Source organism: Stenotrophomonas tumulicola, from assembly GCF_014117215.1.
Taxonomy (GTDB): domain Bacteria; phylum Pseudomonadota; class Gammaproteobacteria; order Xanthomonadales; family Xanthomonadaceae; genus Stenotrophomonas; species Stenotrophomonas tumulicola.
In genome coordinates, this window is record NZ_JACGXS010000008.1 from 60819 (window position 1) to 74013 (window position 13195).

General features: G+C 65.8%; 10 protein-coding genes and 1 pseudogene. 4 read left to right on the forward strand and 7 right to left on the reverse strand.

The genetic code is table 11. The annotated features are described in order from the left end of the window. Window positions 1-85 precede the first annotated feature (85 nt). Window positions 86-427 (forward strand): hypothetical protein, encoded by a 342-nt coding sequence (locus tag H4O11_RS14420; RefSeq protein WP_182340127.1) that lies wholly within the window; start codon window positions 86-88, stop codon window positions 425-427. Here the strand turns inward: H4O11_RS14420 and arsC are convergent. Together arsC and arsH are read right to left on the reverse strand one after the other, a co-directional pair. After that, a complete protein-coding gene (gene arsC / locus H4O11_RS14425) occupies window positions 424-837 on the reverse strand; it encodes an arsenate reductase (glutaredoxin) (protein WP_182340128.1) in 414 nt (137 codons plus the stop codon). The two genes, H4O11_RS14420 and arsC, sit on opposite strands and share 4 nt — an antisense overlap. Then, on the reverse strand, window positions 834-1556 hold the full coding sequence (arsH, locus tag H4O11_RS14430) for an arsenical resistance protein ArsH (RefSeq protein ID WP_182340212.1): 723 nt from the start codon (window positions 1554-1556) through the stop codon (window positions 834-836). The genes arsC and arsH overlap by 4 nt, the downstream gene beginning before the upstream one ends. A gap of 54 nt (window positions 1557-1610) precedes the next feature. Between arsH and H4O11_RS14435 the strand changes: the two genes are divergently transcribed. Both H4O11_RS14435 and arsB read left to right on the forward strand, forming a co-directional pair. After that, the gene (locus H4O11_RS14435) at window positions 1611-1925 is read left to right on the forward strand and encodes an ArsR/SmtB family transcription factor (RefSeq protein WP_182340129.1); all 315 of its coding nucleotides are present in this window, start codon (window positions 1611-1613) and stop codon (window positions 1923-1925) included. Window positions 1926-1939: 14 nt separating this feature from the next. Then, window positions 1940-2989: an ACR3 family arsenite efflux transporter gene (gene arsB / locus H4O11_RS14440; RefSeq protein ID WP_182340130.1), complete on the forward strand. Its 1050-nt coding sequence runs from the start codon at window positions 1940-1942 to the stop codon at window positions 2987-2989. A gap of 16 nt (window positions 2990-3005) precedes the next feature. On the opposite strand, the pseudogene H4O11_RS19270 reads toward arsB, so the two are convergent. After that, a pseudogene (locus H4O11_RS19270) lies at window positions 3006-3311 on the reverse strand (transposase); the annotation flags it as partial. Between the two features lie 94 nt (window positions 3312-3405). Continuing rightward, entirely contained in the window at window positions 3406-4272 is an 867-nt protein-coding gene (locus H4O11_RS14450; protein ID WP_182340131.1) for a methylglyoxal synthase, read from the reverse strand. A 141-nt stretch (window positions 4273-4413) separates the two neighbouring features. On the opposite strand from H4O11_RS14450, the gene H4O11_RS14455 reads away from it, so the two are divergent. Beyond that, window positions 4414-6537, forward strand: coding sequence for an ATP-binding protein (locus H4O11_RS14455; RefSeq protein WP_182340132.1), 2124 nt, complete (start codon window positions 4414-4416; stop codon window positions 6535-6537). A 9-nt stretch (window positions 6538-6546) separates the two neighbouring features. Here H4O11_RS14455 and H4O11_RS14460 read toward each other — a convergent pair whose 3' ends face one another. The 3 genes from H4O11_RS14460 to H4O11_RS14470 form a co-directional block, all read right to left on the reverse strand. Further along, on the reverse strand, window positions 6547-7992 hold the full coding sequence (locus H4O11_RS14460; protein ID WP_182340133.1) for an FAD-dependent oxidoreductase: 1446 nt from the start codon (window positions 7990-7992) through the stop codon (window positions 6547-6549). A 70-nt stretch (window positions 7993-8062) separates the two neighbouring features. Further along, a complete protein-coding gene (gene gltB / locus H4O11_RS14465) occupies window positions 8063-12517 on the reverse strand; it encodes a glutamate synthase large subunit (RefSeq protein WP_182340134.1) in 4455 nt (1484 codons plus the stop codon). 169 nt (window positions 12518-12686) lie between these two features. Next, complete coding sequence (locus H4O11_RS14470; RefSeq protein ID WP_182340135.1) at window positions 12687-13082, reverse strand: I78 family peptidase inhibitor; 396 nt, start codon at window positions 13080-13082, stop codon at window positions 12687-12689. Window positions 13083-13195: the final 113 nt, after the last annotated feature.

A 13195-nucleotide genomic window follows, 5' to 3' on the forward strand; every position in this document is an offset into this window, starting at 1 on the left:
GATTGCCCTTGTTGGCCTGGCCAGGTCGCTCTCCGCGCCTCGCCAGGCCTTTTCACAGAATAGTGTCCGAAACGGCTAGGTCGCTATGATGGAGCCGTTGCAGCAGCAATCCCATTATCGGATGACCCGTAACGACGCCCTGATTCAGGCCATTGAATTCGACCTGGTGGACTTCCACCGGCAGCGAATGGCGCAGCGTGCTGGCCTGCAGATGGAGCTGCTGCGGAACGAGGAACGCCGACCGGATCCCGATCAGTCGCGCATCGGCAGAATCCGGGAAGCGATGGTCCTGACGAAGCGAAACGCTTTCTCCACCTCGCTGACCGTTGCCGAAGTAATCGAGCCGTTGAAGCACGGTGTCTCGATCGGCAGCATTCGCCAAGCAGACGAATTCATAGCCGACCCAGCGTCCTGGCCGAGCGCCTAGTTACCCGGGCGGTGGGCGGCCACTACTTCGCCGTCTTCTTTCTGGAAGTCGCTGGCCAAGGGCGGCAGGATCTCAAGCACGACCTCAGAGGGACGCGATAGCCGCACGCCCATGTCTGTCTCAACGAAAGGCCGATTGATCAGGATCGGCTCGCGCAACATCGCGTCGAGCAACTGGTCGTCACTGAGTGACGGGTCGCTCAAGCCAAGCTCCACGTACGGCGTGCCCTTGATCCGGATTGCTTCGCGAACCGTCAGGCCTGCACGCTTAATCAGCTCGATCAGGCGCTCCCGCGTTGGTGGCTTGGCCAAGTAATCGATCACGACCGGCTCGATGCCGGCGTGGCGAATCAGCGCGAGGGTATTCCGGGAAGTGCCGCAACCCGGGTTGTGATAGATCGTGGCCTTCATGCTGTCGATTCCTCAGTCTGTGCTTCTACGGCGCCCGATGCGGCCGCCAATGCTGCTGCAGCTAGCGTGTCCTTGCGCTCGCTATACCGGTCGACCAAGTAGTCGCTGCGGTCTCTGACCAGCAAGGTGAATTTCATCAGCTCCTCCATTACGTCCACCACGCGGTCGTAGTAGGCCGAGGGCTTCATGCGCCCGTTCTCATCGAACTCCTGCCAGGCCTTGGGCACTGAAGACTGATTCGGGATCGTGACCATGCGCATCCAGCGTCCCAGCAGGCGCAGGGCGTTGACCACGTTGAAGGACTGGGATCCGCCGCTGACCTGCATGACCGCCAGGGTGCGGCCCTGCGTCGGGCGCACGCCGGCATCTTCGAGCGGGAGCCAGTCGATCTGATTCTTGAAGACCGCGGTGAGCGTGCTGTGGCGCTCTGGACTGATCCATACCTGCCCCTCGGACCACAGAGAGGCCTGGCGCAGCTCCTGGACCTTGGGATGGTCCGCCGGTACGGAATCGACCATCGGCAGGCCCTGCGGGTCATACAGACGGGTCTCTGCGCCGAAGTGCTCCAACAGGCGCTGCGCCTCCAAGGCGAGCTTGCGGCTGAAGGACTGCGGCCTGAGCGAGCCGTAGAGAATGAGGATGCGTGGCCGATGTTGGGAAGGCTGCGGCCGGTCCAGATCCGCGAGTGCAGGTCTGTGAGCTGCAGGTCCATCGAGCATGGGGATTTCCGACACGGGCTTGTCCTGGCGATTCTGTTTCACTATTCTAGAATCATGGAACATTCAATCGCAACCCAAGCCCTGGCGGCCCTTGGCCACAGCTCCCGCCTGGCCATCTTCCGCCTGCTGGTCCAGGCCGGCCGCACCGGCAAGCTTGCCGGCGAGATCGCGCAGGAGCTTTCCCTTCCAGGGCCGACGCTTTCGTTCCACCTCAAGGAACTGGCCAGCGCAGGACTGATCGCCTCAGAGCAGCGAGGCCGAACAATCTGCTACCGCGCCGACTTCGATGCGATGAACGGCCTGCTGCGTTACCTGACTGAAAATTGCTGTGCCGGCGAGGCCCAGTGCGGCCCTGACCGCAGCTGCTGATCGAGACCGACACCATGGCCAACACGAAGCCAGCTCGGCTCGCATTTCTTGATCGCTACCTGACCCTGTGGATCTTCGCCGCCATGGCGCTGGGCGTGGCGCTCGGGAGCGCCTTCGAGGGACTGCCCGCCTGGCTCAATTCCATGTCGGTGGGAACGACCAATGTCCCCATCGCCATCGGCCTGATCTTGATGATGTATCCGCCGCTGGCCAAGGTGAAGTACGAAGAGCTAAGGCTGGTGTTCCAGGACAGGGCGGTGCTGGCGCTATCACTGGTGCAGAACTGGATTATTGGCCCGGTCCTGATGTTCGCCCTGGCTGTGCTGTTCCTGCGCGACTCGCCCGAATACATGACGGGCCTGATCCTGATCGGGCTGGCACGCTGCATCGCCATGGTACTGGTGTGGAATCAGCTAGCGCGGGGTGATGGCCAGTACGTTGCCGGTCTGGTCGCCTTCAACTCCATTTTCCAGATTGCCTTTTTCAGCGTCTATGCGTGGTTTTTCCTGACGTTCGTACCTCCGCTGTTTGGCCTGGATGGCAGCGTCATCCACGTGGGCTTTTGGACAATTGCCGAGGCCGTCCTGATCTATCTGGGCATCCCATTCGCCGCTGGATTCATCACCAGTCGAGCGCTCAGGAAAGCCAAGGGCCAGGACTGGTATGAGCGGCGTTTCTTGCCTGCAATCAGCCCGATCACCCTTGCGGCGCTGCTGTTCACCATCGTGGCGATGTTCAGCCTAAAAGGCGGTGACGTATTGCGGATCCCGATGGATGTCGTGCGTATCGCCATCCCGTTGACGATCTACTTTCTGGTCCAGTTCATGCTCAGCTTTTTCATGGGCAAGTTGATTGCTAAGGACTACCCGCGTACCACGGCCATTGCCTTCACTGCCGCCGGCAACAACTTCGAGCTGGCCATCGCTGTGGCGATCGCCGCGTTCGGCCTTGCGTCGCCCGTCGCCTTCGCTGCGGTCATCGGCCCGCTGGTCGAGGTGCCCGTGCTGATCGCCCTGGTGCACATCGCACTGCGGCTTGGGCGCCGCTACTTCGGTCCTGCGTGAGCACACCGGCCGGCGCCTAGGCCGCCTGGCTACGTGCGAACTTCGCCCGATACTGGACGGGGCTCATTCCTTGCAGCTTCAGCGTGATCCGCTCGTTGTTGTAGTAGTCGATGTACTGAACAATCTCGCGACGCAGATGCCCCACGTCGACGAAGCGGTTTTGGTGAAACATCTCGCACTTTAACGTGGCAAAGAAGCTCTCCATGGCAGCGTTGTCGAGGCAATTTCCCTTGCGCGACATCCTCTGGGAAACGAGCTGCTGTTCGAGTTTTCGCCGGAAGGGAAGCGTCTGGTACTGCCATCCCTGATCGGAATGGATGACCAGGCCGTCCGTCCCACTACGCAACGGAGCTGCGGCTGTTGCTGTTGTTTTTGTTGTTGTTTTTGCTGTTGCGCTCGCCGGGCATGGCCCGGCGCTACCTTGCGCGTCGTGCGGCTGCCGTTGCCCAGCGTGCCGCTACGCGCGGGGCGGTCATGCACACGGCCTGGTCGGTCACGGTGGTGACTGCCCGCTCCAGCAGCTGGATGTCCGCTTCATGCTGGCGCGCGACATGCGGGTCTTCAAAGAAGATGGCGCGCTGGCAGCGCCCTTCCAGCACCAGGTCGGCGATCTGCGCGTCCCCGCCCATGGGGCCGCTCTGGTAACGCGTCGCCCACGGTGTGTCGGCGGGCCAGCCGCGGCTCCACGCCAGCTCATTCAAACGTTGTCCCGTGGTGCCGGTGGCCACGCGGGCAGCGAAGCGCGAAAGCACGTCGAAATGTTCATCGGCGAAGGCGAGCATGGCCGGCTTCATCGCGTCATGGGCGATCAGGGCAAGCGTCTGCCGTTCGAACGCGTGCAGCGCATCGGCACCCGGGTCGGCCGGCAACCCGGCATGCATGCGTTCCATCTCCACCCAGTCGCGCGCGCTGGCGACGGTGGAGATGAAGGGCTTGCCGTGGATGACGCATTGGCGCTTGAGCGCGATCGCTTCGGGAAATATCGAGGAGGGGTCCACCGGATCGATCAGGTAGATGGCCCCATCCAATGTCCGTTCAGCGCCCATGCCGACGACTTCGGCGACCAGCTTCATCAAACCGCCCTCGCGACCGTTCGGATAACGCATGATCGTCGCGTCGCCATGCACGCCGCCATGCCGCACGATCGCATCGAACGTGCGGCCTACGGCATGCAGCGACAGCTGCAGCTCGCCGATGCCGCCTGCGCAGGCACGTAGCCAGCGGAACAGTGCGGCACTGCTGTCCTGGTGATGGAGCCGATTGGCGGCCAGGCCGAGTCGCATCTGGGCATTCTCCTGAGGGGCGCCTGCGTAGTGTATGTCGGTGAAGGCGTCCCACGGCGTCGTCCATGCAGCAATCCTGATTGTGGGATACGGATGCGCTGTTAGCGTCGACAGATCATGGCTCACGACAAGGATCCCCAGTTGGCATTGCCTACCGCCCCTGTCTGTCCCGCCGTGGTCGTGGCGACCCAGGCATATCCGCTGGAAGGCTGGTCATTGTCGGAACCTCCCGCAGCTCCGGGCATGGTGACCGTGGTGGGCTTCCTGCTGCTGGCGTTTGTCGCAATTGGCCTGGTACATCTCAATGGCTACTGGAAGCTTCGCCGGGAGATCCGCCTGCGCCGGGAACTGCAGCGCCGCATCGACGAGGTATCCGACAACCTGCCCGTGGTGGTCTTCCAGGCGCGACGTGAGCGCGACGGGCGGATCCACCTGGAACTGCTGGCCGGTGATACGCCGCAGCTGTTCAGCGCTGCGCCGCGTGAGCTCAAGGCGGATCCCTCGCGCATCCTCGCCGCCATCTGCCTGCCGGACCGGACACGCGTGTTGACCGGCCTGATGCGCGCGGTGCGTCGCATCTGCCCCGTGTCGTTGCAGTTCACCACGCAAGGGGTGCGGGGCATGCGTTGCATCTCGATGCACGCCTGGCCGACGCTTGGACCCGCCAACGAGCAGCGCTGGACCGGCTACTGGATGGATGTCTCCGAAGAGCGTGCGCGTGAACAGGCCATCGCACGGGCGCATGCACGGACCGAAGCGGAAGTGGAGGGGCGTGGCCGCCTGATCGCCACCCTGGGAACCGGCATCAGCGGCCCCATGCATGCGTTGCTGCAGCGCATGGCCATGCTGCGTGGCGGTGAACTGGACGCCCATCAGCGCGCGGCACTGGACTCGCTGGAAGATGCCTCGGTGATGCTGGCGCGGATACTGGAAGACGTACTGGCGTTGTCTGCCACGGAAGACGCCGACATGGCGCTGGATTCCACGCCGGTCGACCTGCGCGCCGTGCTGGACAGCATGCAGCAGTTGCTGCAGCCCGTTGCCGTCGGCAAGGGACTGAAACTGGGCCAGCGGGTGGACCCACGCCTGGCGCGCTGGTTGCAGGTCGATGGCACGCGCCTGCGGCAGATCCTGTTCAACCTGGTCGGCAATGCGATCAAATTCACCGAGCACGGTGACGTGTCGATGCAGGTGCATGTGGTCGATGACACGATGGAGATCCAGCGGCTGCGGATCGAGGTCCATGACACTGGCATCGGTATCGCGGCCGAGAGGCAGCAGGCGATATTCGAGCCGTTTGCGCAGGCCGATACCTTTACTGCGCGGCGCTACGGGGGGACCGGGCTGGGGCTGGGCATCTGCCGCCGCCTGGTGCACAGGATGGGCGGCAGCCTGCAGCTGCGCAGCGTCCCGGGCGAGGGAACCGTGTTCGCGGTGGAACTGCCCCTGCCGCATGCGATGCCGGATCCACCGGCCGTCGACCGCGATTCCCGGCCACCCCTCCCGCCTGCCAGCGTCGCCGGCGGCGCTGTCCCGCGCGTGCTGGTGGCAGAAGACCATCCGACCCAGCAACTGCTGATGCAGTGGTGGCTGCGTGGCCTGGGAGTGGAGGTGGATGTTGCCGGCGACGGCGAGCAGGCGCTGGCGCTCTGGCGCCACGGCCATCCGGTGCTGGTATTCACCGACGACCAGATGCCGGGGCTGGGGGGGCGGGAGCTGGTCCACGCCATCCGCGAAGAAGAGCGGGGGGAAAACCGCGCGGGCGTGCCGATCATCGGCATGAGCGCGGAGGTAGGAGGGATGCGCGGCGTGCCGCTCGACCACCTGCTCGCCAAACCGATCAGCAGGCGCACCTTGATCGAGGCCATCGGCCGGGTGCGGCCGGACCTGCTGGACGCAGCCGGCAACGCTTGCGTGCCAGGAATGGCGGCCCCGGCGCAGGAAGACGTGCTTTCGCTGGCAGGGCTGGGCGAACGCTTCGGCTCGGTGGACATCGCACGGGAGCTGGTGCATTCACTACGCACGAGCATGGATGACGACCTGCAGGCGCTGCGCCGGGAATGGGATGACGACGAGCTGGCCGCCGCCGCGCGCCGGCTGCACCGGCTGGCCGGAGGCGTTGGCAGCATCGGCCTGCACGCACTGGCCATGACCCTGCGCGAACTCAGCGAGGCCCGCGCCCCGCTCGATGCCGCGCGGCGTGATGCGCTGCAGGTCCGCCTGCAGCGCCTGGTGCAGCACCTTCGGGAGCTGGAAGCCGCATGAGCGGCGGATTCAGCTGGCCAGCAGGCGCGCGATGCTGGCGGCGGCGTCGCGGCCTTCCGCCACGGCGGTGACCACCAGGTCGGCCCCGCGCACGGCGTCGCCACCAGCGAACAGCCGCGGATGCGCGGTCTGGAACGGCAGGCGGCCCTGGCCGCCGACCTGCAGGCGACCGTTGTTCGTTGCTTCCACGCCGTGAGCGGACAACCATTCCGGGGCGCTGGGCGAGAAGCCGAACGCGATGATCACCACGTCTGCTTCCAGCAGCGATTCACTGCCTTCGATCGGCACCGCTGCCTGGCGGCCATTGGCATCGGGATCGGCCAGGCGCGTTTCCACGACGGTCACGCCTATCGCTTCGTCGTCCGCACCGGCCTCGATGGATAGCGGCTGGCGGTTGAACAGGAAGCGCACGCCTTCTTCGCGGGCATTGGCGACCTCACGCGCGGAACCGGGCATGTTGGCTTCGTCGCGGCGGTAGGCACAGGTCACCCGTGCGGCGCCCAGGCGGATCGCACTGCGCACGCAGTCCATGCCGGTGTCGCCGCCGCCGAGTACGACCACGCGCTTGCCGTTGAGATCGGGCAGGGCAATCTGGTCTTCCCAGCCGGCGATCGGCCGGCCCTGCGGATCATCGCCGCCGACAATGCGGCTGTTCTGCACCAGGAACGGCAATGCCGGCAGCACGCCCTTCAGGTCCTGCCCGTCCAGCCCACCGTCGGTGTAACGGTAGGCACCGGTGCCAAGGAACACGGCATCGTGGCGCTGCAGCAGGTCGTCCACGCTGACATCGCGGCCGATTTCCACGCCCAGCCGGAACTGCACGCCCATGCCTTCCAGCACGTCGCGACGACGGCGGATCACGTCCTTGTCCAGCTTGAAGCTGGGAATGCCGAACTGCAGCAGGCCGCCGATCTGTTCGTAGCGGTCATAGACCACGGCGGTGATGCCCGCGTGCGCCAGGCGATCGGCGCAGGCCAGTCCGGCCGGACCGGCACCGACCACCGCCACCGTGCGGCCGGTGGGTTCCACCGCGGAAAGATCCGGGCGCCAGCCTTTGGCCAGCGCGGTGTCGACGATATACTTTTCGACCGCGCCGATGGTCACCGCGCCGAATTCCTCCAGCGTGCAGCTGCCTTCGCACAGACGGTCCTGCGGGCACACCCGGCCGCACACTTCCGGCAGCGGATTGGTGTTGTGGCACAGCGCGGCAGCTTCTTCGATGCGGTTTTCCTGCACCAGCTGCAGCCACTGCGGGATCGCATTGTGTACCGGGCACTTCCAACTGCAGTAGGGATTGCCGCAGTCCAGGCAGCGGCCGGCCTGGTATTGCGCGTCCTCCTTGCCGAACTTGCCGTACAGCTCGCCCCAGTCGCCGGAGGTGCGCAGTTCGACCGGGATGCGCTGCGGCATCGTCCGGGGCAGGTCGAGGAACTGGAAAGCGTGCTTGCGGCTCATGGCTGGCTCTGCATATCGGCTTGGAGGCGCTGCCGGCCAGCGGCCGGCACTACCAGGGGAGTGGGCGCGGTCATGCGGCGCGGCGCAGGGTTTCGGTCAGCGATTCGATGCTGGCGGCCTTGGGTTTCACCAGCCAGAACTTGCCGATGTAATCGCGGAACTCGTCCATGATCTGCTGTGCCCAGATGCTGCCGGTCAGCTCGCGATGACGGCCGATGAGCCGGTGCAGGTGCTGGCGGTAGTTCTCGAAGCCTTCGGCCGACACGCGATGGATGTCGATCAGTTCGTGGTTGTAGCGGTCGACGAAATCACGGTCCACGTCCAGCACGTAAGCCAGGCCACCGGTGAAGCCAGCGCCGAAGTTCAGCCCGACCTTGCCCAGCACCAGCACCACGCCATCGGTCATGTATTCGCAGCAGTGGTCGCCGGCGCCTTCAATCACCGCCAGCGCACCGGAATTGCGTACCGCGAAACGCTCGCCGGCACGGCCTGCAGCGAACAGTTCGCCACCGGTGGCGCCGTACAGGCAGGTATTGCCGACGATCGCCGTGCTGCGCGCCTCGAAGCGCGCGCCACGTGGCGGACGCACCACCAGCCGGCCGCCGGCCATGCCCTTGCCGACGTAATCGTTGGCTTCACCTTCCACTTCCAGGTGCAGGCCACCGACGTTGAAGGCGCCGAAGCTCTGCCCGGCGGTGCCACGGAAGCGCAGTTCCAGCGGCGATCCGGCCATGCCCTGGTTGCCATGGGCACGGGCGATGGTCCCCGACAGGCGGGTACCGATGCTGCGGTCGGTGTTGTGGATCAGGAAGCGATGGTCGCCACCGCGCTTGTCGGCGATGGCGTCGGCCAGCAGGCCATCCATCTGCGTGGCCAGGCTGTCGGGCGATTCATACAGGCGCTGTGCCGCGCAGTGGCTGCCTTCGTAGTGGGCATCGGCGAGCAGGCGCGACAGGTCCACGCGCACGCCTTCGCGCGGCGCGGTGTCCAGTTGCCGCAGCAGGTCGGTACGGCCGACGATGTCCTGCAGCGAGCGTGCCCCCAGCACCGACAGCCAGCCGCGCACTTCTTCGGCCAGCAGCCTGAAGAAGTTCTCCACCCGTTCTGGCTGGCCGGTGAAATGGTTCTCACGCAGGCGTTCGTCCTGGGTGGCCACGCCGGTGGCACAGTTGTTGAGATGGCAGATGCGCAGGTACTTGCAGCCCAGCACGATCATCGGGCCGGTGCCGAAACCGAAGCTGTCCGCCCCCAGGATGGCGGCCTTCACCACGTCCAGCCCGGTTTTCAGGCCGCCGTCGGTCTGCAGGATGGTGCGTCCGCGCAGGTCGTTGGCCACGAGCGCCTGGTGCGCTTCGGCCACGCCCAGTTCCCACGGCACGCCGGCGTAGCGGATCGAACTGACCGGTGAAGCACCCGTGCCGCCGTCATGGCCGGAGATGGTGATCAGGTCCGCGCCGGCCTTGACCACGCCGGCCGCGATCGTGCCCACGCCGGCATGGCTGACCAGCTTCACCGACACCAGCGCGGTCGGGTTGACCTGCTTCAGGTCGTAGATCAGCTGTGCAAGGTCCTCGATGGAATAGATGTCGTGGTGCGGCGGCGGCGAGATCAGGCCGATGCCCGGCCTGGCATAGCGCAGCCGCGCGATCAGTTCGTTGACCTTGTGTCCGGGCAACTGGCCGCCTTCGCCGGGCTTGGCACCCTGGGCGACCTTGATCTGCAGCACTTCGGCGTTGACCAGGTATTCGGCGGTGACACCGAAACGGCCCGACGCCACCTGCTTGATCTTGCTGCGGCGTTCGGTGCCATAGCGCGCTGGATCCTCGCCGCCTTCGCCGGAATTGCTGCGGCCCCCCAGGCGGTTCATCGCGATGGCCAGTGCTTCATGTGCCTCCGGCGACAACGCGCCGAGGCTGATGGCGGCGGTGTCGAAGCGGGCGAACAGGTCGCTCGCCGGGGCGACCTGGTCCAGTGGCGTCGGCGTAGCCGCCGGTACCAGCTGCAGCAGGTCGCGCAGGGCGGACGGCGGACGTGCATGCACCGCGTCGCAGTAAGCTTGCCAGTGCGCTGGATCGCCCGAGCGCGACGCGCGCTGCAGGGTCATCACCACGTCCGGGTTGTACATGTGGTATTCGCCGCCATGCACGTACTTCAGCAGGCCGCCCACGTCCGGCTGGACCTGATCGTCCCACGCCTGCACGGTGAGTTCGCGGGCTTCGGCGTCCAGCCGTGCGAAGCTGACGCCACCCACGCGCGAAGGGGTTTCCGGGAAGCACAGGTCGACCACGTCCGGTTCCAGGCCGACGATTTCGAACAGCTGCGCGCCGCGGTAACTGGCGACGGTGCAGATGCCCATCTTGGAGATGATCTTCGACAGGCCCTTGTACACGCCCTTGCGGTAGCGCCGGCCGATCTGCGACTGCTCACCGCCCTTGCTGAGCTTGAGGATGCCGCGGCGGCCGAGATCAAACAGGGTCTGGTAGGCCAGGTACGGATACACCGCCGTGGCACCGAAGCCCAGCAGGCAGGCCATGTGGTGCGGGTCGCGCGCGGTGCCGGTTTCCAGGATCAGGTTGACGTCGCAGCGCAGCCCGGCCTGGCACAGGTGGTGGTGGACCGCGCTGGTGGCCAGCAACGCATGCACCATCGGTCGGTCGGCGACCGGGTAGCGGTCGGACAGCAACAGCATGACGATACCGTCGCGCGCGGCCTGTTCGGCTTCGGCGCAGATGCGCTCGATGCCGGCACGCAGGCCCTCCTCTTCGCTGTAGGACAGGTCGATCAGCCGATTGGCATCGGCGTACTGCTCCATCTTCAGCAACTGGCGCAGCTTGCGCTGGCTGAGTACCGGCGAATTGAGGATGACGTGGTTGACCGTCTCCGCACCCGCATGGAATATGTTGGTTTCCTTGCCCAGCTGGGTGGTCAACGACATTGCGCAGTCTTCGCGCAGCGGGTCGATGGGTGGGTTGGTGACCTGGGCGAAAGCCTGGCGGAAATAGTCGTACAGCGGGCGGCTGCGCTGGCTGAGCACCGCCATCGGCGTGTCGTCGCCCATCGAGCCGGTGGCTTCCTGCTCGGTCTCGGCCAGCGGGCGCAGTACCTGCTCCACTTCCTCGGTGCTGAGCTGGTACAGCTTGTGGTAGCTGCGCAGGGTGCGGGCGTCGAACGGCTCTTCCACCAGCGAAGGATCGATCAGCTCGGTCTGCAGGTAGGTCACGCCCTGCTGCAGCCATTGCTTGTACGGCGCGCGGCCGCGGTTGATGCGATCCACCGCGTCCGAATCCAGCAGGTCGCCACGCTTGAGGTCGATGGCCATCATTTCGCCCGGGCCCAGCTTGCCCTTGCGCACCACGCGCTCGGTCGGCACTTCCCACACGCCCGCTTCGGAAGCCACCAGGAAGTGGCGGTCCGAAGTGAGCATCCAGCGCGCCGGGCGCAGGCCATTGCGGTCCAGCGTGCACACGGCATAGCGCTCATCGCAGGCGACGATGCCGGCCGGGCCGTCCCAGGGTTCGCTGTTGAGGCCGTGGAATTCGTAGAACGCCGCCAGGTCCGGATCCTTGAACTCCAGCGATTGGGTCGCCGGTGGCACCAGGATGCGCAGCGCCTGGATCAGCTCCATGCCGCCACTGACCATCAGCTCCAGCATGTTGTCCAGGCTCTGCGAGTCCGACCCCTGCATGGAGATCACCGGGTCCAGTTCACCGATGTCGAAGCGCGGGGTCTTCCACACCTTGCTGCGTGCCTGCGCCCAGCGGCGGTTGCCCTCGATGGTGTTGATTTCGCCGTTGTGGGCGAGCATCCGGAACGGGTGTGCCAGCGGCCAGCGCGGCAGGGTGTTGGTGGAGAAACGCTGGTGGAAGACGATGGCGCTGGAAGCCAGGTCGCTGCGCTGCAGGTCCAGGTAGAAGCGACTGAGCTTGTCCGGCAGCACCATGCCCTTGTAGCTGATGGCAGTGGGGCTCAGCGTGGTGACGTAGTAATCGGCGTGCGCGCGCAGCTTCTGCTCGCTGCGACGGCGGGCCAGGAACAGGGCCAGGGTGAAGGCGGCATTGTCCTGGCCATCCCCGGCATCGACGAACAACTGCTCGATACGGGGCAGGGTGTCGCGTGCCAGCTGGCCGCAGACACTGTCGTCGGTGGGGACCACGCGCCAGCCACGCGGCTGCGCACCCGCGCCGGCCAGCTCGGCTTCCAGCGCGCTGCGGCACTGTGCGGCGGCGGCATCGTCATGCGGAAGGAACACCACGCCTGCGGCGAAGCGTTCACCGACGGCAATGCCGGCCTCGGCCGCGATGGCTTTCAGGAATGCCTGCGGGCGGCGCAGCAGCAGGCCGCAGCCATCGCCGGTGATGCCGTCAGCGGCGACGCCACCGCGGTGGGTCATGCGCGAAAGCGCGGCGATGGCGGTATCGACCAACAGCCGGGAAGGTTGGTCATCCAGCTGGGCGACCATGCCAAAACCACAAGCGTCACGCTCGTGTCGCGGGTCGTAAAGCCCTTGGCGGTTGCGGGGGGCCATCTGTGCCTCTTCGTCAGGTGAGCGGCGACACTCGTCCCCGCCCAATCCTTGGAGCGCGCATCAGGAGGCCACCGGATGCTTCGAATAGATCACAGTTGCTGCGTTGCCGCAACACACGGTTGCACGCGCAACCAAGGCGCAGGCAAGTGCTTGCCTGCGCAGGGAATTTTCAGCCGCAACGAACGCCGGTGACCACGTCCTTCGCATCTACTTCGATGTTCAGGCGTTCGCCGATGAATTCCATCGTGGTCATGTCGCCGGGACGCAGCACGCGGACATCGCGCGCACCGGCATCCTGCTGGGCCTGGCTGCCGAGCGTATCGGTATAGGCTTGGCCGACCAGGCTCTGCACCTGGGTGGCGTCGCAGCTGCCGATCGGCGGCGCTTCGGTGGCCTTGTCGGCATCGTCGGCCGGCGCGGCCGCCTGCTGCGCGGCCTGCTGCGCTTCAGCAGTGACGGCATCCTGTTCATCCATGGGCGGCGCCGAACAGGCGGCCAGGAGCAGGGTGGCGGGGAGCAGGAACAGGAAGGGGCGCGCCAGGCGCGGCAGCTGCAGGAACGACATGCGGACTCCGGGAACGTGCAGGATGACGAAAGGCTGGAGCATAACGGTTGGCGCGCCTTGGCGTGTTGGTGTTGCGTTATTGACGTGGCGTCGCACTGCACGCGGCCACACTG

What these genes read in the sequence shown, in the direction of transcription:
- H4O11_RS14460 (WP_182340133.1), bottom strand. Translation starts at nt 7,992, where the DNA reads ATGAGCCGCAAGCACGCTTTCCAGTTCCTCGACCTGCCCCGGACGATG.
- arsB (WP_182340130.1), top strand. Translation starts at nt 1,940, where the DNA reads ATGGCCAACACGAAGCCAGCTCGGCTCGCATTTCTTGATCGCTACCTG.
- H4O11_RS14435 (WP_182340129.1), top strand. Translation starts at nt 1,611, where the DNA reads ATGGAACATTCAATCGCAACCCAAGCCCTGGCGGCCCTTGGCCACAGC.
- arsH (WP_182340212.1), bottom strand. Translation starts at nt 1,556, where the DNA reads ATGCTCGATGGACCTGCAGCTCACAGACCTGCACTCGCGGATCTGGAC.
- H4O11_RS14470 (WP_182340135.1), bottom strand. Translation starts at nt 13,082, where the DNA reads ATGTCGTTCCTGCAGCTGCCGCGCCTGGCGCGCCCCTTCCTGTTCCTG.
- gltB (WP_182340134.1), bottom strand. Translation starts at nt 12,517, where the DNA reads ATGGCCCCCCGCAACCGCCAAGGGCTTTACGACCCGCGACACGAGCGT.
- H4O11_RS14420 (WP_182340127.1), top strand. Translation starts at nt 86, where the DNA reads ATGATGGAGCCGTTGCAGCAGCAATCCCATTATCGGATGACCCGTAAC.
- H4O11_RS14450 (WP_182340131.1), bottom strand. Translation starts at nt 4,272, where the DNA reads ATGCGACTCGGCCTGGCCGCCAATCGGCTCCATCACCAGGACAGCAGT.
- arsC (WP_182340128.1), bottom strand. Translation starts at nt 837, where the DNA reads ATGAAGGCCACGATCTATCACAACCCGGGTTGCGGCACTTCCCGGAAT.